Origin of the sequence: Chryseobacterium sp. 2TAF14, from assembly GCF_052115105.1 — a bacterium.
In the GTDB taxonomy this organism is placed as follows: domain Bacteria; phylum Bacteroidota; class Bacteroidia; order Flavobacteriales; family Weeksellaceae; genus Chryseobacterium.
The window spans coordinates 20,103-40,581 of sequence record NZ_JBFRGA010000026.1; the positions used below are offsets into that span (position 1 = coordinate 20,103).

The 20,479-nt window shown below is 34.1% G+C and carries 21 protein-coding genes and 1 pseudogene; 15 read left to right on the forward strand and 7 right to left on the reverse strand.

The genetic code is table 11. The features are described 5' to 3' along the window. The first annotated feature begins 183 nt into the window (after positions 1–183). The 3 genes from AB4Y90_RS04970 (at position 184) to AB4Y90_RS04980 (ending at position 2,549) form a co-directional block, all read left to right on the forward strand. Complete coding sequence (locus AB4Y90_RS04970; RefSeq protein ID WP_441556370.1) at positions 184–1,368, forward strand: aspartate aminotransferase family protein; 1,185 nt, start codon at positions 184–186, stop codon at positions 1,366–1,368. A gap of 80 nt (positions 1,369–1,448) precedes the next feature. Then, positions 1,449–1,658 (forward strand): START-like domain-containing protein, encoded by a 210-nt coding sequence (locus tag AB4Y90_RS04975; RefSeq protein WP_441556371.1) that lies wholly within the window; start codon positions 1,449–1,451, stop codon positions 1,656–1,658. 81 nt (positions 1,659–1,739) lie between these two features. Beyond that, the gene (locus AB4Y90_RS04980) at positions 1,740–2,549 is read left to right on the forward strand and encodes an aminotransferase class IV (protein WP_441556352.1); all 810 of its coding nucleotides are present in this window, start codon (positions 1,740–1,742) and stop codon (positions 2,547–2,549) included. A gap of 232 nt (positions 2,550–2,781) precedes the next feature. Here the strand turns inward: AB4Y90_RS04980 and AB4Y90_RS04985 are convergent, their stop codons facing one another. Then, the gene (locus AB4Y90_RS04985) at positions 2,782–3,330 is read right to left on the reverse strand and encodes a YqgE/AlgH family protein (protein ID WP_441556353.1); all 549 of its coding nucleotides are present in this window, start codon (positions 3,328–3,330) and stop codon (positions 2,782–2,784) included. A gap of 24 nt (positions 3,331–3,354) precedes the next feature. Here AB4Y90_RS04985 and pdxH point away from each other — a divergent pair, with 24 nt between their 5' ends. Next, a complete protein-coding gene (gene pdxH / locus AB4Y90_RS04990) occupies positions 3,355–3,996 on the forward strand; it encodes a pyridoxamine 5'-phosphate oxidase (RefSeq protein WP_441556354.1) in 642 nt (213 codons plus the stop codon). Between the two features lie 75 nt (positions 3,997–4,071). Here pdxH and AB4Y90_RS04995 read toward each other — a convergent pair whose 3' ends face one another. Next, complete coding sequence (locus AB4Y90_RS04995) at positions 4,072–4,383, reverse strand: HU family DNA-binding protein (RefSeq protein WP_441556355.1); 312 nt, start codon at positions 4,381–4,383, stop codon at positions 4,072–4,074. Between the two features lie 399 nt (positions 4,384–4,782). Between AB4Y90_RS04995 and panD the strand changes: the two genes are divergently transcribed. The 9 genes from panD to AB4Y90_RS05040 all read left to right on the forward strand — a co-directional run bounded on the left by panD (position 4,783) and on the right by AB4Y90_RS05040 (position 13,281). Continuing rightward, the gene (gene panD, locus AB4Y90_RS05000; protein WP_066679682.1) at positions 4,783–5,133 is read left to right on the forward strand and encodes an aspartate 1-decarboxylase; all 351 of its coding nucleotides are present in this window, start codon (positions 4,783–4,785) and stop codon (positions 5,131–5,133) included. 3 nt (positions 5,134–5,136) lie between these two features. Further along, entirely contained in the window at positions 5,137–6,147 is a 1,011-nt protein-coding gene (locus AB4Y90_RS05005) for a lysylphosphatidylglycerol synthase transmembrane domain-containing protein (protein ID WP_441556356.1), read from the forward strand. A gap of 172 nt (positions 6,148–6,319) precedes the next feature. Continuing rightward, positions 6,320–6,895: a TerD family protein gene (locus AB4Y90_RS05010; RefSeq protein ID WP_441556357.1), complete on the forward strand. Its 576-nt coding sequence runs from the start codon at positions 6,320–6,322 to the stop codon at positions 6,893–6,895. A gap of 160 nt (positions 6,896–7,055) precedes the next feature. Further along, complete coding sequence (locus tag AB4Y90_RS05015) at positions 7,056–7,721, forward strand: TerD family protein (protein ID WP_441556358.1); 666 nt, start codon at positions 7,056–7,058, stop codon at positions 7,719–7,721. Between the two features lie 200 nt (positions 7,722–7,921). Next, positions 7,922–8,560: a vWA domain-containing protein gene (locus AB4Y90_RS05020; RefSeq protein WP_441556359.1), complete on the forward strand. Its 639-nt coding sequence runs from the start codon at positions 7,922–7,924 to the stop codon at positions 8,558–8,560. A 229-nt stretch (positions 8,561–8,789) separates the two neighbouring features. Next, positions 8,790–9,833 carry a TerY-C metal binding domain-containing protein gene (locus AB4Y90_RS05025; protein ID WP_441556360.1) on the forward strand — a complete coding sequence of 348 codons (1,044 nt, stop codon included), beginning with the start codon at positions 8,790–8,792 and terminating at the stop codon, positions 9,831–9,833. Further along, entirely contained in the window at positions 9,833–11,191 is a 1,359-nt protein-coding gene (locus AB4Y90_RS05030) for a PP2C family serine/threonine-protein phosphatase (RefSeq protein ID WP_441556361.1), read from the forward strand. Before AB4Y90_RS05025 ends, AB4Y90_RS05030 begins: the two co-directional genes overlap by 1 nt. Positions 11,192–11,208: 17 nt before the next feature. Next, positions 11,209–11,760 (forward strand): hypothetical protein, encoded by a 552-nt coding sequence (locus AB4Y90_RS05035; protein ID WP_441556362.1) that lies wholly within the window; start codon positions 11,209–11,211, stop codon positions 11,758–11,760. 9 nt (positions 11,761–11,769) lie between these two features. After that, on the forward strand, positions 11,770–13,281 hold the full coding sequence (locus AB4Y90_RS05040) for a helix-hairpin-helix domain-containing protein (RefSeq protein ID WP_441556363.1): 1,512 nt from the start codon (positions 11,770–11,772) through the stop codon (positions 13,279–13,281). A gap of 2 nt (positions 13,282–13,283) precedes the next feature. Here AB4Y90_RS05040 and AB4Y90_RS05045 read toward each other — a convergent pair whose 3' ends face one another. The 4 genes and pseudogenes from AB4Y90_RS05045 to AB4Y90_RS05060 all read right to left on the reverse strand — a co-directional run bounded on the left by AB4Y90_RS05045 (position 13,284) and on the right by AB4Y90_RS05060 (position 18,291). Beyond that, a complete protein-coding gene (locus AB4Y90_RS05045) occupies positions 13,284–13,751 on the reverse strand; it encodes a DUF2628 domain-containing protein (protein ID WP_441556364.1) in 468 nt (155 codons plus the stop codon). A 184-nt stretch (positions 13,752–13,935) separates the two neighbouring features. Next, positions 13,936–14,751 carry a hypothetical protein gene (locus AB4Y90_RS05050; protein WP_441556365.1) on the reverse strand — a complete coding sequence of 272 codons (816 nt, stop codon included), beginning with the start codon at positions 14,749–14,751 and terminating at the stop codon, positions 13,936–13,938. Between the two features lie 262 nt (positions 14,752–15,013). Next, positions 15,014–16,313: pseudogene (locus AB4Y90_RS05055) on the reverse strand (asparagine synthetase B). Positions 16,314–16,626: 313 nt separating this feature from the next. Further along, positions 16,627–18,291 carry a GLPGLI family protein gene (locus AB4Y90_RS05060; RefSeq protein ID WP_441556366.1) on the reverse strand — a complete coding sequence of 555 codons (1,665 nt, stop codon included), beginning with the start codon at positions 18,289–18,291 and terminating at the stop codon, positions 16,627–16,629. 342 nt (positions 18,292–18,633) lie between these two features. Here AB4Y90_RS05060 and AB4Y90_RS05065 point away from each other — a divergent pair, with 342 nt between their 5' ends. After that, complete coding sequence (locus AB4Y90_RS05065) at positions 18,634–19,149, forward strand: hypothetical protein (protein WP_441556367.1); 516 nt, start codon at positions 18,634–18,636, stop codon at positions 19,147–19,149. 156 nt (positions 19,150–19,305) lie between these two features. Here the strand turns inward: AB4Y90_RS05065 and AB4Y90_RS05070 are convergent, their stop codons facing one another. Further along, positions 19,306–19,689, reverse strand: a complete 384-nt coding sequence (locus tag AB4Y90_RS05070; RefSeq protein WP_441556368.1) for a helix-turn-helix domain-containing protein — start codon at positions 19,687–19,689, stop codon at positions 19,306–19,308. 176 nt (positions 19,690–19,865) lie between these two features. On the opposite strand from AB4Y90_RS05070, the gene AB4Y90_RS05075 reads away from it, so the two are divergent. Continuing rightward, positions 19,866–20,479, forward strand: a 614-nt coding sequence (locus tag AB4Y90_RS05075) for a hypothetical protein (RefSeq protein WP_441556369.1), incomplete at its 3' end; no start/stop codon positions are given.

The following is a 20,479-nucleotide window of genomic DNA, read 5'->3' on the forward strand; positions in this document are numbered from 1 at the left end:
TATGCGCATCATTTGCCAAACTCATGCGCATAAATCAAAACCGACTAACGTATATATCTTCAAAACGTCTGTTTTTTTTATATTTCCCAAAGTTTATTTCTGTTTAGCTTTATTATTAGAGTTTAAATTTCTCCTTTTAATGAATGTTTTTTAGCTTTGCCTAAAATTTTTCATACAATGGAAATGCAAAACGATTTTTTTAAATATCAGGCTCAGACGACGCAGTTTGCGGCAGGTTTTGAAGTAGAAAAAGCAGAAGGAAGCTATATTTTTGGAAAAGACGGCAAAAAATATCTTGACTTTGTAGCGGGAGTTTCTGCAAATACTTTGGGGCATTCTCATCCTAAAGTGGTCAATGCAATTAAAGAACAGGCAGATAAATATCTTCACGTCATGGTTTATGGCGAATACGCTCAGGAAAAACCCGTGGAATTATGCAGATTATTAGCGGAATCAACTCCTGATCCTTTAGAAATTACTTACTTGGTAAACAGTGGAGCAGAAGCTATTGACGGAAGTTTAAAACTCGCAAAAAGATATACCGGAAGAGAAGAAATTGTTTCTTTTAAAAACTCTTATCACGGGAATACACATGGTGCTTTAAGTGTTTCGGGAAATGAATTTCACAAAAGAGAATTCCGTCCTTTGCTGCCGATGGTTTCTTTTATTGAATTTAATAATGAAAATGATTTTGATAAAATCACTGAAAAAACAGCTTGTGTAATCCTTGAAACCATTCAGGGAGCGGCAGGTTTTTTAGTTCCAAATAATGATTATTTAATTAAACTAAAAAAGAGATGTGAAGAAGTTGGAGCTTTATTGATTCTTGACGAAATTCAGCCTGGTTTCGGAAGAACAGGAAAGCTGTTTTCTTTTGAGCATTTCGGTGTCGTTCCCGATATTCTCGTAATGGGAAAAGGAATGGGAGGCGGTGTTCCGGTAGGAGCTTTTATGAGTTCCAAAAAAATCATGGAAACGCTTTCGCATTCTCCGAAATTAGGACATATTACAACATTTGGCGGAAATCCTTTGATTGCGGCAGCTTCTCACGCCACGCTGAAAGAAGTTTTGGAAAGCGGCTTGATGAATGAAGTGGAAGAAAAAGAAAAGTTGTACAGAGAGCTTTTGGTTCATCCAAAAATCAAAAATATCAACGGTAAAGGTTTGATGCTTGCCGTAAATCTGGGAACACCTGAATTTACTCTGAATGTTGCCAAAAAATGTATGGAAAAAGGTCTTGTCGTTTTCTGGCAGTTGTACAGAAATGAATACCTGAGAATTTCTCCGCCACTTACAATTTCTAAAGAAGAAATTACAGAAGGATGCAAGATTATTCTTGAAGTTTTAGATGAAAATAATTGGGTGTAAACAAGCTGTACATCGCTGTCTTTCTAAAAGGCTTTTATTGTAAAAATTCTTATTAAACTTCTTTTTGAAGCATTAAAAATATTTCTGACAAAAATCATAAAAATTTAAATATAATTTTGCGTAATGAAAAAATTAATTTATATATCGAAATGACCATCACGATTGACGATATTACAGAAGATTTAGCTCTAAATATTACAGATTTTTGCGAGGAAGGAGATGAGGAAGAAAACGCAATGTACTGGGAAAATCTTATCGAAAACCTTAGAATAAAATTAGGTGCTGCTTAATCCTTAAGCGGGACTGTTTTAAATGAACAAAACTGATGAACGATTTATCGTTCATTATTTTTTTATAAAAGAATTTAAATTTTGGAAAATACCTATTTTACCTCTGAAGAACTTGAATTGAAAAACCGTGCGTTTCTTTCGGGAGATGCTGTGAAAGTTTCTTTTTTTATCAGAAATTCAAAATTGATCATGGATGAAGAATGCTATTTCTTTTTAATGGCATCCATGAGAAAAATGAGAATGAATATTCCTCTTACTTATACGCTGGAGTTTTTTCAGAATCTTTTTAGTACACAGGTAATTGAAGGAGAGGGAATTCAGAACGGAATTATCAATTTCCTGGTGTTCAGAAATTCAGACGGAATTATTTTGTCTAAATCATCGGTTTCTTATTATTTTGAAGTTGATGAAATGGATGATGTTCTTTCTATTCACCAAAGACCTTTAGAATTAGATCTAATTAAGGAAATCAATGTAAATAATAATCTTTTGAGCAACATCAGAGTTCATTGCCCTGAGAACATTTATGGCGGAATTTATGCCCAGGAAAATGATTTGGATGATGTGATCTTATTAAATCCAAACAAACGAATTGCCCGTTCTACAACCGGAAATCTGCTTTTCCTGGAAGGAAATGTTATCAGAGTTGCAAAACAATCAGAAGGAGCGTATATTTCGCCTTTGCTTGAGAACTTTGTTACCTTTTTGCATAAAAATAATCTTGCAGATATTCAGGAGCATGAAATTATTGCTTTTGAATCTCAGAAAGCAGAAGAAATTCTTTTGATTTCAGACGAGAAGGGAGTGTTTTCTGTAAAGAAAATCAGGAATAAAACTTTTGAAAATATCCGCTTTACCGAGCTGGTAGAAAGTTGGAGAAAAAGTTTCTAAAAATTGACAAACCCGGTAAACAACATTCGAAGTCCTTTACCGGGTTTTATTCTGATTGAGATCAGAAACTGTATTTTTATTTCGGTAAAGCTTCGGAAAGTAAACACAAATGTTTAGCAGCTTTCATAGTTCGTTGTTTTAGGTTATCAAATAACGGAAAAAGTATCTTAAAAATTATGTAACAAAATCTTAAAATTTGTTAAATTTAAATCGCTTCAATGTGAATCAATGGTTAGTTTAAAGAAATGTCTTCCGGTRCATTTGCCCATAAAAGAAATTCCCCGCCAAGATTCTGCATGATAGATTTCCATAAAGTCTGATCGTTAGGAAGTGTATAATCCAGATTGTAAACATCTACTACCGTCCACACTTTTTGCAAAACTTCATTTTCGAGTTGTGATCCCGACCATCCCGAATATCCTGAAAATATTTTTACGTCCTGAATGCTGATTTCGTTTYGTAAAACAGCATTGATAATTCTTTCAATATCTTCTGTAAGATAATATTCATCATTAATTTCGGTAAAATTCTCGGTCACTTTTTTTCCTTTGATGATAAAAAAAACTTTATCATTTTCTACAGGACCGCCATCATAAACCTCGATTTCAAAATCGAAAAAATTTTTGAAACGATTACTCATTTTGCTGTTTTTCTTATTCAGGATCAGACCAAAAGCTCCGTTTTCGGTGTGGTCTATAATCAGTACGACCGATCTTGAAAAAATATCGCCGGAAATATCGGGTGTGGAAATTAATATTTTACCTTTGTATGAGTAATTCATACTCAAATTTAATAAAAATTATTTATGGAAAACCTCCACGATAAAAGAAAAATCTACGAAAAATCTCAACTTATTGAAACTGAGATTAAAGAGAATCCTATCGAGCAATTCAGGGATTGGTTTTTAGATGCTTCCGAAAATCCTACTGTTTATGAGGTAAATGCAATGGCGGTTTCTACGGTGGAGGAAGACGGTTGYCCGCGAACGAGAATGGTTTTACTGAAAGAATATACTTACGAAGGTTTTGTTTTTTATACCAATTATGATAGCAGAAAAGGAAAAGCGATCGAAAAAACGCACAAAGCCTGCCTTCATTTTTTTTGGCCGGGCTTGGAAAGACAGATTATTATTAAAGCAGATTTAGAAAAAATTGCACCGAATTTGAGTGATGGTTATTTTCATTCAAGACCGAAAGGAAGCCAGCTTGGTGCTGCCGTTTCGCCTCAAAGCCAGGAAATTCCCAATAGAGAGTTTTTAGAAAATAGGTTGAAAGATTTAGAAAAAGAGTATGAAAACTCAGAAGTTCCAAGACCTGAAAACTGGGGCGGTTACATCGCAAAACCTTACGAAATAGAATTTTGGCAGGGAAGACCAAACCGATTGCACGACAGGATTATTTACACATTAGACAATTTCGACTGGAAGATTTCCCGATTAGCTCCTTAGTTTTAAGAGGTTTATTTTTAATTAAAATAAAAAACCCCATCATAAGATGAGGTTTTCTCTTTTATAATCAGAAGATTATTTTTTCTTTTTACCAGTTGCAGGAGCATTTGCCATTGCAACAGCAGAAGATAAATCTGCACCTGCTTTAAACTTAGCAACAGTTTTAGCTTCGATGTTGATTGGTTTTTTAGTTGCAGGGTTAATACCTTGTCTTGCTGCTCTTTCAGATACCGAAAAAGTACCGAAACCTACCAGAGACACTTTACCGTCTTTCGATTTTAGCGTAGTTGTTACGTTAGAAATAAATGATTCTAGTGCAGCTTTAGCAGCAACTTTAGTAATACCTGCGTCTTTTGCGATTGCGTCGATTAATTCAGACTTGTTCATAATTTTTTATATTAAAAGTTAGTTAGTTATAAAAGCAAATTTAACACAATTTTCAAATTGTGCAAATTTTTTGTAAAAACTTATTGTTTTTTTTTATGATTCATTAAAATCAATTAAAATTTGATAATTCAGGTTTTTACGAAAAATCTACGTTTCGAGGTACTAAAATCATGCCAACTACTTATGTATATTGACTTTCCATGATTGGTTTTATTTGTTTTTAAATTTATTAAATTCCTAATCTGGTATCAAGTATTACTTTTTTTGATGATATACTTGTTAAGTTCGCAATATAATTGTAGATATTTTAATTTCAATAAAAATAATCGTCTCAATCTATGGCAGTTGTAATTTTTATTTTAAAATGATTTTCTTAAATATTATTAATAAATTTGCATCATGTTAATAGAAGTATTCAAATCTAAAATTCACAGGGTAAGAGTTACGGCTTCAGACCTTAATTATATTGGAAGTATTACCATTGACGAAGATCTTATCGAAGCTGCAGGTTTGGTAGTGGGAGAAAGGGTTTATATCGTGAATGTCAACAACGGAGAGCGTTTTGATACCTACGTGATTAAAGGAAAAAGAAAATCGGGAGAAGTTTGTCTAAACGGTCCTGCCGCAAGAAAAGTACAGCGTGATGACATTATCATTATTATTGCTTACGCACAAATGACTCCTGAAGAAGCTCAGGAATTTCAGCCTAAAATTGTGTTCCCGGACGAAAAAACGAATCTTCTTACCTAAAATATGGAGAAAAAATCTAATAAAAATTTAAAATCTTTTTTAACCATAGTAATCTCGCTTGCTTTTGCAGGCTTTTTTTTGTGGTTAGCGTTGAGAGGATTAGACTTTAAGGTGATCCAAAAATCTTTAGCAAAAGCCAATTATCTTTGGGTGGCTTTTGCTGCTGTATTTGCGCTTTTAGCTTATTGGTTCAGAGCAATTCGATGGAATTTGCTGTTGGAACCGATGGGACACAAAATTTCAAATTCAAATGCGCTTTGGTCTTTGTCTTTCGGTTATTTGATGAATCTTACGATCCCGAGAAGTGGTGAAGTAGCAAGGGCAACTGCTTTGTATGGTGTAGAAAAAGTGCCTGTCGATAAATCTTTCGGAACAATTATTCTGGAAAGAGTGGTTGATTTGATTTGTATGTTAGGATTTTTAGGATTGACTTTAATCTTTAAATATGAAGCAATATTAGCTTTTTATAAAAATTCAGGAATAAATGTTAATCCAAACAAAATATTATTAGTTATCGGCGGATTGGCTGTTGCAGGCGTTTTATTTTTTGTTTTCAAAAATAAATTTGTGAACGTTCCTGTTCTTGGTAAAATTATTGGCTTTATTGATGGAATTTTACAAGGTCTTACCTCAATTTTCAAACTCAAAGAAAAAGGAAAGTTCATTATATATACAATAGGAATCTGGGTTTCTTATTATTTTGCAGCATACCTTGTGTGTTTTGCATTACCCGAAACTTCAGATTTTACGTTTGCTGATGGATTTTTCATCATTGTTGTAGGAACTTTAGGAATGATAATTCCTGCAAGTGGCGGAATTGGAGCCTTTAATTTGGCAATGAAGTACGGTTTTATGGCATTATTCCTTGCAATGGGCAAAAGTGCCGAGTTTGGTGGCGAAATGGGACTTACGTATTCTTTCATCTCGCTTCCGTTGCAGATTTTCGTTATGCTGATTATGGGATTGATCTCGATTCCGATGCTGGCAAAAGCAAGAAATAATATAGAAGAATAATTTTCTTATTTAAAAAAATCTAAACATCCTGTTTCTTTTTGGAAGCAGGATTTTTTTTGTCTAAAATTTTTTCAAATATTAAAAAAAGTTTAAAACTGTATAACTTTTTATCATTAATTTGGTTAATTCAAAAATCAAATCTATCTTAAGGGAAAAATTATATTTATAGATTATGGCAATTAATTTACAGAAAGGGCAAAAAATAGAATTAGGACTTACAAAAATGACAATCGGTTTGGGTTGGGACCCGAATGAAGGAACGGGTCATGCATTCGATTTGGATGCTTCAGCAATTATGATTGATTCAAACAGAAAACTGGTCGGCGACGAATATTTTGTTTTTTATAATAATCTGAACTCTCCGGACGGAGCTTTACAGCATACAGGAGACGATCCCGACGGAAAAAGCAGCGATGGAGACGATGATGAAGCAATTATTATCGACCTTGAAAAAGTAGATCCAAGAGTGGAGGAAATTCTGTTTGTGGTAACCATTGAAGATTTTGAAAGAAGAAAACAAAACTTCGGAATGGTAAGAAATTCATACATCAGAGTTGTGGATAATAACAGCCATCAGGAAATTGCAAAATACGAATTAGATGAAGATTTTTCTATCGAAACAGGTGTAGAATTTGGTCGTCTTTACAAAAGAAACGGAAGCTGGAAATTTGAAGCTTCAGGTATTGGTTACAGAGCAGATCTTGGTTTCTTTTTAGAAAAATATTATAAAGGTCAAATCATAAAATAAAAAGATTTTAATACTACTATACTGAAATAGCAGCATCTTCCAAACTTTGAGTGAAACGCCTTTGCGAACTTAAAAACAGTTAGTATTAAAAAAAATCTTTGCGTTCTTTGCGTTTAAAAAACAATTAAAACAAATTAACAAAACAAAAAAAATACAAAAAATGGCAATTAATTTACAAAAAGGTCAAACTATAGATTTAAGAAAAAACGACCGTGGAGAAAGTGTGTATGATCTGTCTCAGGTAACCATTGGTTTAGGATGGGATGTTCGTAAACAGGGAGGTTTTTTCGGAAAAATTTTCAATAAAGAAGCAGAATATGATCTGGATGCGATCGCATTTCTTTTAGATGGAAACGGAAAAGTTGCCAACTTGGGAAGAACAGTTCAGACCAACGACGGCAGACAAATGGGGCTTTATCAGGGAGATGTGATTTATTTCAATTCGATGCAGCATCCAAGCGGACATATCTGGTTGACCGGCGATAACAGAACCGGAGCAGGAGACGGTGATGATGAGCAGATTATTGTAAAATTAGACCAGCTTGACGAGCGCTATCAGAAAATTGTCTTTTTGGTAACAATTTACATGGGCAGAAAAAACAATCAGCATTTCGGGATGATTGACAATGCTTTCATCCGTGCAGTTGATGCAAGAGGAAAAGAAATTACAAAATACAGTCTTTCCGGTGATGCGAGTATGAACGGGATGTGCTCAATGGTCTTTGCCGAAGCTTACAGACATAATGGCGACTGGAAATTCCGTGCATTAGGCGAGCCGAATCACACTGACAGTTTTGTAGATATTCTTAAAAACTATTCTTACTAATCAGTTTAAATTATTTTATTTTTAACGTATTTCGTTGTGGCCTTTGCTGAGTAGAAGTCTTCGCTTACTTAAAAATATTTAGCAATTTTTAAAAAAACTTTACGCACTTTGCGTTAAAAATAGATTCATAAATAAGTTTCATTAAAATTAATTTCTTTTAAGAGAAATTGGTTTTAATGAAATTTTTAAAGTTGAACAAAATGAACAGAAGATTATTAGCGTATTTCCTGCTGGATACTTCCGGCTCGATGAATGGTGAACCCATTCAGGCGCTGAACAACGGTTTCAACGGATTAATCAGCGCACTTCGCTCTGATCCGCAAGCAATGGATACACTGCATTTAAGTGTAACCACTTTTGACCGTGAGGTAAAAAACATTATTCCGATGATTGATCTGGCAAGTTTTCACCCTATGGAAATTACCTGTCCCGATAGTGGTCCTACTCATACAGGAGCAGCTTTGGAACTGGTTTCTGCGCTGCTTCAGGTGGATTTAATAAAAGGTTCTACAGAAGTAAAAGGCGACTGGAAACCGCTTCTGTTTATTTTTACTGACGGCAAACCTTCCGATATTCAGAAATATAGGCAGATGATTCCCATTATTAAAAATATGGACTTCGGGGTAATTGTCGGATGCGCTGCAGGACCGAAAGCCGATGAAAGTTTCCTGAAAGAACTGACCGATAATGTTGTAAAACTCGATACAACCGACGCTGCCACTTTATCTTCATTTTTCAAATGGGTAAGCTCATCTATAACAATGGGTGGGAAATCACAAGGAACGGGAGAAAGCATCAGTCTTCCGCCGCCGCCTTCAGAACTGAATATTATTATTTAAAAATTATTGGAAATTAAACCATTAAGGTCATTTAAGAAGTTAAGTTTCATTAAGAAAAATCAAATAGATTTTTAAAAAGAATCTGCAAAAAAACAAAGTTCAGCTTAATATTCTTAACTGCTTAATTAAAATCTTAATGGTTTAATTTAAAAAAATTATAATCTCTCGCAGATTATTTTCATTAAGCGAGAAACAAAATTATAATTCAGGTTAAACACAATTAAAAACAATGAGAAGACTTCCCATTTATTTTCTGGTAGATATTTCCGAATCGATGATTGGCGAGCCGATTGATCAGGTCCAGGAAGGTATCTCCACGATCGTAAGAGAACTTAAAAAAGATCCGTATTCATTAGAAACGGTCTGGATTTCTGTTGTTGGTTTTGCAGGAGAAGCAGAAGTGATTACACCTTTACAGGATATTATTTCGTTTTATCCACCAAAAATTCCTGTCGGAAGCGGAACTTCTTTAGCAAAAGGCCTTTTTAAAGTAATGGATTGTATCGATAAAGATATTGTAAAAACCACTTACGACAGAAAAGGCGATTGGAAACCGCTTGTTTTTCTTTTTACAGACGGAGTTCCGACCGATGATGCGCAAATTGCCATCGAAAAATGGAACAAAAATTATCACGGAAAATCAAATACAATCGCCATTTCCATTGGGGATAATACCAATCATAAATTATTGGGTTCGCTTTCAGATAACGTTTTGCTGTTTAATAATCATTCAGAAAATTCTTACAAAGAATTTTTCAAATGGGTGACAGATTCTATTAAAACAACGAGCCAGAGCGTGACGGAATCAAACAAAGACGGAATCAATTTGTCTAAAATCGATCATAGTATTTTAGAAAAAGTTGATCCCGAAGCGCAACAAAGATTTCCCGATAATAATTTTGTAGTGCTCAACGGAAAATGTTCAGACTCAAAAAAATCGTATTTAATTAAGTATAAAAAAGCATTTACCGATTCAGGAATTGCAGGAATGCAGACAAGATATTACCGGCTGGAAGGAACGTACCGAATAGACGACGCATCTTATTACCGGCTTTCTTCGGCGCAGAAAAGCAGTCAGAAAATTTCTGTGGAAGAACTTCATGGAAGTCCCTCGTGTCCGCATTGTGCCAATCCGATTGCTTTAGCAACCTGTTCGTGTGGAGGAATTCACTGTTTGAAAGGTGAAGGCTACAATGAATGTCCTTGGTGTGGAACTTCAGATTATTACGGATTCAGCAGCGAAGGTTTTGACATCAACCGAACTTTAGGCTAATGGAAAATACAATCAGGCAAATTTTGAAAAATCACGATATTCATGATCGTAAAATATTGGATAAAGTTGTTTCAAAATTGCTGACTCAAACGGAAATTCAGGACAGTTTACAGCTGATTATAGAAGCTCAGAATAAAATTATGCACGAAGCAATGATTTACAAAGAAAGAGAAGAATTTGCCGATGCATTTTTTCCGATTACCAATGCGCATTCCAAGAAGAAATATGAATTTATTTTTCCGATGGAGCAGTTTCCGAATATCAGAATTAAAAATGTTTCCGGATTGGAATTGGCAGGTTTAAACTTTGAAGAAAATACAATCAAAGGAATTCCTTTTGAAAGCGATACTTACGATCTGAAGATCGAGTTTTTTCATATAAATGATGAAGGAAATGTTGAATTTAAAAAAGCCCAGCTTTTCGTCAACGCCGATCCGAAAGATTTGTGGAAAAATATTCCATCTGATAAAGATGTACCTTTTCATAAAGCAGATGAAGCAATGTTTAAGGGCAATTTTTCAGATAAAAAAATTGTTGTTGCTTCCAAAAGAGGTCGTTCTCATGCGCACGAAGGAAAATTCAGAGATGATGATTTTGCGGTAAATGATTTGCCTAATTCCTGGAATATTGTTTCGGTTTCCGATGGAGCCGGTTCTGCGCAATTGGCAAGATATGGTTCCGAATTGGCAATGCAATCAATCAACGATTATTTTAAAAATGCAGAAGTTTTAACCGAACTTGATATTCATCTTAATGAAATTTTTAATCTTGAAAATGGTCAATCTGAAGCGAAACAAAACATTATAAAAATTCTTTACGAAGGAGTTTCTGATACTTTTAAAACCATAAAAGATAAAGCAGAAGAACATTTTGTAACTTTAAAAGATTTGCATTCTACCTTAATTTTTGCTTTGCTTAAAAAGTTTGATTTTGGATATGTGATTCTGAGTTTTGGAGTGGGCGATTGTCCAATTAATTTGATTAATGAAGATTTTTCTGAAGTGAAATTGCTAAACACAATGGATGTCGGCGAATTTGGTGGCGGAACCCGTTTTATCACGATGAATGAAATTTTTGATGATTCGATTTCTTCCCGTTTCAGAATTACTTTGGCAAAAAATTTTTCTAAATTGGTGTTAATGACCGACGGAATTTACGATCCGAAATTTATAACTGAAAACAAATTAGAAGATATCGAAAGCTGGAAAACTTTTTTCGAAGATTTAGAAGGTAAAAATGATGATGAGTTAAAAGTTGATTTTCAAAATGACGAAAAAATTGATGAACAATTGCTTTCATGGATGGATTTCTGGAGCAAAGGAAATCATGATGACAGAACTTTGGCGGTGATTTATTAATTCTCGATTAAGAAACTATGAAAATAAAAGATTTATTAAGAATTATTTTTAGAATTTTTGGTCTTTACTCAGTTATCAATTTATCATTTACATTTTTTCCGGCGCAAATTGCAATTACCTATTTAAGTAGTTCCGGAGACTTTTTGCCTTTTGATTCAGATAACGGAATAATGCAGACTTGGATTTATCTTGTAGTGGTTTTATTATTAATCACAGCTGTATTTTATTTATTGATTATCAATCCGGATATTATTATTAATAAACTAAAACCTAAAAGTTTTTTAGAAGTAACGATTAGTTTTGATAAATTAAACCCAGAAAGCTTACTTCAAATTGCAATATTATCTATTGGAATTTTGATGTTGTTTGAATCAATACCAACTCTTATTAATAAATTATTTCTTGTTTTCAAGATGAATAAAATGAGAGAATATTTCGAGGATAATTTTAATACGAATGGATTAAATTTTGAAATTATTACAGAATCAGTTAAAGTCTTGTTGGGTTTAATTTTTATAATATTTCAAAATCAAATAGGTAAAGTTTTGTATCGCCAAAATGTTAAATAATAAATTTTCATGAAAAAAACAACCTCCGTTTCCTCAATTTTAGACGCTGCAAAATCATATGAATATGTAGTTGAAAACCCTGTAAAAGGCGGAGTGAAAGATGTTTATTTTTCGCCGGACAGAAAATATGTGGTGGCTTTTTACAGAACACCTTTGGAAAACGAACAAAAAGAAAGAATCAAAAGAATTGTTTCTACTTATCTTGTAAATATTCAGAACGGAAATGCTTCTGGATATTATCTCGATGAGGTTTTCAGGTGGCCTTATGATATTGTTCAGAAAAATAATTTAACGGGAATTGTAGTTCCGGTTTATCATCAGAAATTCTTTTTTGCCAAAGGATATTTTGGCTCGGATAATATTGCAGGTGGAGATAAAGTGGGGAAGTGGTTTACGGCTCCGATGTTCAGAAATCAGCATTATCCGCTTCGTTTAGACAAATCAGAATTGGGGGATTGGCTGAGTTATTTTCAGATTGCCATCAATATTACCCGAGGAATCAAAAAACTGCATCAAATGGGTTTGGCGCATTCAGACCTTTCGTATAATAATATTCTGGTGGATCCGGTGACAAAATCGGCCTGTATTATTGATATTGACGGATTGGTTGTTCCGAAATTATTTCCGCCAGAAGTAATTGGAACGGCAGATTTTATCGCTCCCGAAGTTTTAAAAACAAAACATTTGCACCTGCATGATCCGGGAAGACAGCTTCCGAATCAAAAAACTGATCTTCATGCTTTGGCGGTGCTTATTTATATGTATCTTCTCCGTCGTCATCCTTTGAGAGGCGGAAAAATCTGGGATCTCGATTCTGAAAAAGACGAAATCATTTCGATGGGCGAAAAAGCCCTTTTTGTGGAACATCCTACAGATTCAAGCAATAAAGTAAGGGTGGAATATCTGAAAAAATGGGACACATTCTGGGGCGACCCAAATAAAATTCCATACACTATTACCGGACCTTACTTGTCTGAATTGTTTAGAAAAGCTTTTATTGACGGACTTCATGATCCAATAAAAAGACCTTTGGCAAATGAATGGGAAACGGCTTTACTGAAAACGGTCGATTTAATTCAGCCTTGCCACAATCCTGAATGCAGTGAAAAATGGTATGTTTTCGATAATACCCAAACTCCGAAATGTCCGTTTTGTGGAACTTCTCACAAAGGAACTTTGCCGGTTTTGGATCTGTATTTTAAATATGATGATGAGGTTTGGAAACCAGAAAACCACCGATTAATGGTTTATCATAATCAATATCTTTTCAAATGGCATGTTTCGAGAAAAGTAATCCGCAATGAAAGTCTGACCGCAGAAGATAAAAAACCGGTCGGATATTTTACTTTTTATCAGGATAAATGGGTTTTGGTCAATCAAACTTTGACGAGTATGAAGGATTTAACAGAGCAAAAAGAAATTCCGCCTAATTCAATGGTAGAATTATCTGAAGGCAAAAAAATATTGCTTTCCAATGAAGAAGGCGGAAGGATTATTTATGTGACGATGGCGAATCAGTAACCTTATTTTAAAGCAGCGTAGAGAGCTCCTAAAACAATTATAATCCAAATAAAAATAAAACTTGTGCCTCCTTTTTTGGTAACATATTGTTTTTGCATTTCCAGGTTAATATATTTTTTTTCTGCTTTGGTAATTGTTCTTTTAGCTTTTTTTAGATAAAGATAGTTACCGGTAAATCCGACGAATATTAATAGGGATATTGAAAAAGCAATGCTAAAAATTATCATACTCTCTTCACCGATAATCATAGATAGAAAATATTTTTCGAATAAAGTCTCTAAAGCAATGAAAGAGTAAATAATTAAAATTTCTAAATACATTTTTCGGTAAAAGAACCATAGAATACCAAAAATTAAAGCAGCATAATTGATGGTGAATTTTTTATTGCTTTCAAGTAATCTTAACTTTTCAAGATAATAGTCTTTTCTTTCCTGAAAGAAACTTTCGTATAGTTCAATATTCTTTTCCATAATTTATTGTTTACACGAAAATAAGAAAACTTTTAATTACTATTTTCGCTTAAAGACTATATTATTTTAATTCAAAAATCTCTTTTCCAATTTTATTTTTATCTGTGTTAATAATTCAATTAATTTCGTAAAATAAAAAAGCCCTGAATAAACTTTCAGGGCTTCTATTTTTTAAGACTTTAACTTATTTTCTCGGCTTTTCTACTCCGATCCATGCTTCGCCTTCTCTTTTTACCTGGCTTAGTACGAATGTTTCGAAATCGTCTGTTTTATATTCGATATTATCTTTATTTTGCTCAAAAGGCATAATGTAGAAGAAATCTTTGTCTGTTTTGTCAGCCTTAGTTCCTTTTTTTACTGTAGGCATATATTTTCTTTCAAATTTATACTTCGGAAGATATTGCTTTACGGAAGCATAAAATTTAGCGTTGTCTTTCTCATTCGGAATGATGTCAACAATTTTAAATTTGTCATTTTTCTTATCAACCCAAAGGTAATAATTGGTTTCTTCTCCGGTTTTTCTGTTTAAAGAAGCAAAACCGAAAAATTCTTTAGGAACCAATTGCTTGATTCTTTCAGCATCAACTTTGGTGAAATATTCCCCTTGTGAAGGGTCTACATACGTTTCCAGATTGTGAAGCAACACTGAATTGTTCTGGAAATTTTTGTTTTTAAAATATTGATCTAAAGATAATTCTGCTGTTCTTCTCAATTCTTTTCCTCTGTCATCCAGTTTTTTTGTAGGATTTTGAGGGTTTACTTTTTTCACAAAATTGTAAAGCACCACCGGTTTTATATCAGCAAGGTGAGGGTAGGTTTTAAGCTGTTCAGCTTTTACCAGCCAGTAATATTGTTGATAATAATCGTCTTTGTCTACAGGTTTTACATTTTTATAAGTAAGCGCAAGTTTTTTAGAATTTAGAAATTTTCCGTATTTACCTTGTCCGAAAGCTAAGCTTGTACATAGTAAAGCAAAAAAAATGGTTATGTTTCTTTTCATTTTACAACAGAGATTTTTTTTATTTTTCAAATATAATTATTTATTAGATAATAAGTTTAATTGTTAGTTAAATTATCAGAATATTATTGATTTTATTCAACAAAAAATCCTGTACGGATACAGGATTGATAAACTTATTTTTTTAGGTGATAGGTTTTAGGCTTAAAATATAGTTCTATAAAGTTAAAATCTTTATGTTTTTTCAGGTATAATCTTTTTTAAAGTAAAAAGTTATCCGTAAAACTCTAAAACTCGCATCACATTATTTCTCATAAGAAGTTTCGTGCACTTTCACGGCTCTTCCGCTTGGGTCGTTCATTTTTTTGAAAGCTTCATCCCATTCTAATGCAATAGGAGTGGAGCATGCAACTGAAGGAACCGATGGAACTGTTGCTGCCGCAGTTTCACTTGGGAAATGTTCCTCAAAAATTGTTCTGTAACGATATTCTTCTTTGTTTTGCGGCGTATTTAGAGGAAATCTGAATTTAGCATTAGCCATCATTTCATTGGTAACATATTTTTCAGCGATATCTTTTAAAGTATCGATCCACGAATAACCAACGCCGTCTGAAAATTGTTCTTTCTGTCTCCATGCAATAGATTCGGGCAAAAGGTCTTCGAACGCTTTTCTTAGAACCCATTTTTCAATTTTCCCTTCTTCTTTGCGGATCATTTTATCTTCCGGATTTACATTCATCGCAATATCCATAAACTCTTTATCCAAAAACGGAACTCTTCCTTCAATTCCCCAACTCATCAAAGCTTTATTGGCTCTTAAGCAATCATATAAATGCAGTTTTCCTAACTTTCGTACCGTTTCATCATGAAACTCTTTTGCATTTGGAGCTTTATGGAAGTATAAATATCCGCCAAACAATTCATCAGAACCTTCTCCCGAAAGCACCATTTTGATACCCATTGATTTTATGACTCTGGCTAAAAGATACATCGGCGTAGAAGGCTTCAAAGTTTTCCCAGTCTCTTTTATACCATTGCTGAAGTTCTTGCCCTTCAATATTATATAAATAGTGTCCCGGTAAAAAAGTTTCAATTTTCTTACAGATTCCTTCCAAAGCTTTCAGTTCTGAGGCAACATAATAATTTCCTTCTTTGTCCCAACCCTGATAAAGCGGGCAGATTCCCATGTGATCTCTTGCGATGAGATAAGTATTGCTTTCAATATCGTATAATGCAAAAGCAAAGATGCCGTTGAGTTTTTCGATAAAATCTTTTCCGTATTTCTGGTAAAGAGCAAGAATGACTTCACAGTCAGATTCGGTTTGAAATTCATAATCGGGAAATTCTTTTTTTAACTCTCTGTGATTGTAAATTTCGCCATTTACGGCAAGTACAATTTTTCCGTCTTTTGAAAACAGGGGCTGTTTCCCCGAAGCCGGGTCTACAATAGCCAGTCTTTCATGTGAGAAAACAACTTTTTCACTTTGAAAAACGCCGCTCCAATCGGGTCCCCGATGACGGATTTTCTTAGACATTTCAAGAACCTGAGGTCTTAGTATTTCGGTTGACTGTTTTGCGTCAAATAAACAAACGATTCCGCACATTTTATTTTTTATTTGAAACAAAACTATATATACAGTTTATTAATTACAATTAAAACTTTAAAATAGAGAAAATAATTAACTATAAATTTAATTTTAGTTAAAAATTTACATAAGCGTTATTAAAATTTACTGATTATGAGAATTTTTTTCACTACAAAAATGCTATAATTCATTATGAGGTATCGAATAGTAATTTTTTTAATTTTTTTTTGGTTATTTTCAATTTTTTTCTCACCTTTGTTGCTCGAAATAATTTTTTTTCATCATTTGTGTTTTTACCTCCTTGTAATAATATTGCAAGGAGGTTTTGTTTTTACTCGTTTCCTAATAAAACTCCTGAAATATTCCACGCGCTGAAGCTGGTTCCTTCCGGCTCACCCTGCGGAATTTTGACCTGAATCGTATGTTTTCCTGCTTTTAAATCGCCTAAAGAAATAAAGTTGGGGTTGGTTACTGTTCCGGGACACCAGTTTGATCTGCTCAGATCTGATGAAGAAAGTCCGTCTGGAAAATTTCCTGATGCAGGATTAAATAACCGGTAAGATCCGCATTCGGTTCTCCATGGTGTAAATGAAAACGCCACCTTTCCGTCTAAATAAATAGAGTTGGCTTTAGGAATAAATTCGTCACCGTTTTCCCAGCCTCCGTGTCCGGTTGTGGTGTATCTTAATTGTGCGTTTTTCAAATCCTTTTCTAAATTAAATTCCACAAAAAGACCTTTGTCATTATTAAACATCGTTGCATAATCCTGTCCCGCCATTTCCATAATATTTGTCGTGTTGAAAAGCGGAATGACCTTATTGTTTTTATTAACAATTTGTTCGCTGTTGTGAATGGTAATGTCTAAGCTTACTTTGTGACCACCTTTGTCATAATTTCCGATGAAAGTTCCTATCCAAAGCTCTTTTTCAGAAAGTGAAGGCTTTAATTCTGTAATATCCTGACGAAACGGACTTACCGTTTGCCAGGTTTTATCTTTTAATTCAATATGATTAAATTTATTGATCCCGAAAGCGGTAAAAAATCTCATCAGCTCTACAGCCGGCTGATAATTTTGAGTGGAAACGACTCCGTAATATTGTTTTCCGTTGCCATTGTCGTAGAGAGGAAGTGTTTTTGCTCCTTTTTCTAAACCATCAAAGAATGTTTGTGATTTTTCTTCAGGAATGAAAAAAACGGTTCCGGTTCTGTCGTAAGCATCACCATTTGACTGTTGTTTGAGTTCCACAAAAACGTTATCGCCCTGAGCAATTTTAGGGAATTTTATTTTCTTTAAAATAATGGTTCCGTTGGCAAACCTTTTTATTTTTTCATCAGATTTAGACTGGTCTGAGAAATTAATGATTTCATTTTCAAAAACTTTTAATGTGGTGAATCTGCTTTTCCAAAGCAAATCTCTGTAGCTCAGTAAATCTGTCGCAGGAATGGTTTTGTTGATGATCTTGTCGATTCCTGTTGCTTTAATTTTCTTTAATGAAACAGCGGTTGTTGCTGAATTACCGTTTCGTTCAACCTGCAAAACCAATCCTAAATTTTGACCTAAACTTGATGGTCCGCCTTTTAGTTTTAAATCATTGGTGTACCAAACTTCAATCGTGTTTGAATTGATTTTTGTAACTGCTTTTTTACAATTGTAGCCTAAAATCTTTTTAGTTTGGGCTGTTAATTCAAATTCCTGTTTTGCAATCGATTCTTTGTCTGAGGTAGAAATCGCTTCATTCGGTTTTAAAAAAGCATAAGAAACAATCGTGTTTGAAGGTTTTTCAATTTTGCTGATTTCAAAAGGGTAATCACTTTTCTGTTCTTTGATTTTTGTATTTAAAATAAAATTTTCATTCTCATTTACCCAAACAATCGTCTGATTCTGATTGGGCTGAACTTTCCCGTTGTACGAACTTTCATATTGAATTTCGTACGTCTGCGAAAAACTCAACACTGAAAATAAAATAAAAAAACTGGTTAAAATAGATTTAAACATAATGAATTGATGGTTTTTACAAAGATAGCGTTTAGCTTAACTTGTTTTATATTTTAAAGTTTAATTGAATATCTGCAACGCTCCATAATTAGAAATTTTTTGCAAGTTTGTCATTCCAACGAAAGGAGGAATCTCTTATATACAAAGGGATTCTTCACTTCACTTCGTTTCGTTCAGAATGACAATTAATGAAATATTACAAATAGCGGATATTCAGAAAAGTTTATATATAAATCTTATTTCAAGCTCTTATTACCTTAAACGAAATTTTTAAGTATAAAAAATAAAACAATTGAAATATTTATTACTTTAGTGTTATAAACTAATACAAAAAAACTTATTATGGCATTCGACAATTTAATCAGCCTTACCTTTTCCGAAAATGATCTTACGACGATCGATCAGGCAATCCAGACCATTGAAGCGGTTCTTAGCGGCAAAACAATCAACCTTACTCCCGAGCAGAGGCAGCAGTACGGAAGAATTGCAGAGCAGAACAAGCTTTTTGTAAACAAAGCAAAAGGCTATATGGAACAGTACCCGCAGCATGTACCCGGCTTTGTCAATAAAGCTGAGTTTGACAGTGACTACACCGCAAGGCAACAGGTAGAAAGCAGGCTGCAAAGACTAAGCTCAATTACAGAGCAGCTTTCTGATACCAAAGTTCTGCTGGATCACGATAACTACCACAATGCGATCACCTTTTACAGGAACGTTAAGTTTTTGTCGGGAGAAAACGTACCGGGAACCAACGTGATCTATGACGATATGAAGCAGTTTTTTGTACCCTCATTACCTTCTGACGGTTCTTCTACTGCCAACAACACTTCCGGTAACGGTCAGGAGCCTGTAGGCTAAGTATCTGCAGCTATTTCGGAAGTCCCAAGACACCGTTTTATAAGTACCGATACCCCCTTCATGAAGGGGGTATCGGTATTTGGTAAAGAGGATGGAAACCCTTTTGTAAAGGGCGTTTATATTTAGATAAGCATCTACTGACCGTTGGTGTACTACTTAAGCCTTCTTTAGCAGAGTTTCTATCAGCTTGCTCTGGCTCTCCATAAGCTTTGCCATTTGCTGCTGGTTTTCGAGGATTTTATTAATCAATTCGGGAGAATCGTAATGTATAGTATTATTAGTCGCATCAATAACAAAACAAGGGGAGTTTTCAAATTTATTGTTTGACAATTCTAAATTAGGAATCTGTGCTTGTACTAAATCTATGAAATCAACTTCAAAGATCTCAGCCAGTTTCTGAAGGTGTGGTAAGGTAGGCTTTGCCTGCCCAGCTTCCCACTTGTTGTAGGCAGACTGTGATATATCCAGCTGATGGGCAACATCCATCTGAGACCATCCTTTTTGCTCTCTAAGCCTGCGAAGTTTTGTTTCTAAGCTCATAAAATGTAAGATTTTACCGCTAAAGTAATTCTTTTTAAAATGACAACCAAAGGTTGTTGGTTTTATAACTTCCGGTTGTTGCGCAACAGGTCAATATCTTTTAGTTTTGAAAAAAGATCATCACTTTTTTGTGATTCATGAAAAAGTTTTATATTTAACCAACAAAAACAAATTGTATGAAAAAAAATCTATTGCTCAGGCTTTGCCTGATTCTTATGGTCGCCATTACGATCTACTCCTGCAGAACAGACCATCTTCCCGAGCAGGAAACCACTTACAGCAACAGCTCGAAATTTCAGCTTACCTCAAGAAGAATATCTTTAAACGAAGCGAAGCACAAAGAAAAGCTTGTTACTGAGCTTGATAAGGCTGAAGCGAAGATTAAGACAATTTCTAAAACTAATGCTCAAGGTAAGGTTGTTAATTACGGAAACGGCGTTTCTATCGATACCGATAATGTAATCTATATAGAAAACGGGCCCGATTTTTATACCTATACCTTTCGTATTGACAGGGAAAATGCTCCTGAAAATACTCCTGTTGAAAACCTTGTCTTAAGCCCTTTATCAGACGGAAGCTATAGGGAACTTTTAGTATCTTACAACCTCACCGCTCAAGAAAAACAAGCGCTTATCAACGGAGACTTTGTAAATCTTCAAGAAAAAGTGCAAACCACCGAACTTGCATCGGGAGCTTATTCCGGACAAATTTTTTCTAAAACCACCACCCAATGCCACTGGGAAACCTATATTTATTATACACCATGTGCATGTCATCCGGGGCATTATGA

Bases quoted from the DNA above. Each gene is read 5' to 3' on its own strand.
- AB4Y90_RS05040 (WP_441556363.1), top strand. From the start codon at position 11,770: ATGAAAAAAACAACCTCCGTTTCCTCAATTTTAGACGCTGCAAAATCA.
- AB4Y90_RS05035 (WP_441556362.1), top strand. From the start codon at position 11,209: ATGAAAATAAAAGATTTATTAAGAATTATTTTTAGAATTTTTGGTCTT.
- AB4Y90_RS05070 (WP_441556368.1), bottom strand. From the start codon at position 19,689: ATGAGCTTAGAAACAAAACTTCGCAGGCTTAGAGAGCAAAAAGGATGG.
- AB4Y90_RS04970 (WP_441556370.1), top strand. From the start codon at position 184: ATGCAAAACGATTTTTTTAAATATCAGGCTCAGACGACGCAGTTTGCG.
- AB4Y90_RS05010 (WP_441556357.1), top strand. From the start codon at position 6,320: ATGGCAATTAATTTACAGAAAGGGCAAAAAATAGAATTAGGACTTACA.
- AB4Y90_RS05025 (WP_441556360.1), top strand. From the start codon at position 8,790: ATGAGAAGACTTCCCATTTATTTTCTGGTAGATATTTCCGAATCGATG.
- AB4Y90_RS05005 (WP_441556356.1), top strand. From the start codon at position 5,137: ATGGAGAAAAAATCTAATAAAAATTTAAAATCTTTTTTAACCATAGTA.
- AB4Y90_RS05060 (WP_441556366.1), bottom strand. From the start codon at position 18,291: ATGTTTAAATCTATTTTAACCAGTTTTTTTATTTTATTTTCAGTGTTG.
- AB4Y90_RS05050 (WP_441556365.1), bottom strand. From the start codon at position 14,751: ATGAAAAGAAACATAACCATTTTTTTTGCTTTACTATGTACAAGCTTA.
- panD (WP_066679682.1), top strand. From the start codon at position 4,783: ATGTTAATAGAAGTATTCAAATCTAAAATTCACAGGGTAAGAGTTACG.
- AB4Y90_RS05045 (WP_441556364.1), bottom strand. From the start codon at position 13,751: ATGGAAAAGAATATTGAACTATACGAAAGTTTCTTTCAGGAAAGAAAA.
- AB4Y90_RS05065 (WP_441556367.1), top strand. From the start codon at position 18,634: ATGGCATTCGACAATTTAATCAGCCTTACCTTTTCCGAAAATGATCTT.
- AB4Y90_RS04995 (WP_441556355.1), bottom strand. From the start codon at position 4,383: ATGAACAAGTCTGAATTAATCGACGCAATCGCAAAAGACGCAGGTATT.
- AB4Y90_RS05015 (WP_441556358.1), top strand. From the start codon at position 7,056: ATGGCAATTAATTTACAAAAAGGTCAAACTATAGATTTAAGAAAAAAC.
- AB4Y90_RS05030 (WP_441556361.1), top strand. From the start codon at position 9,833: ATGGAAAATACAATCAGGCAAATTTTGAAAAATCACGATATTCATGAT.
- AB4Y90_RS05020 (WP_441556359.1), top strand. From the start codon at position 7,922: ATGAACAGAAGATTATTAGCGTATTTCCTGCTGGATACTTCCGGCTCG.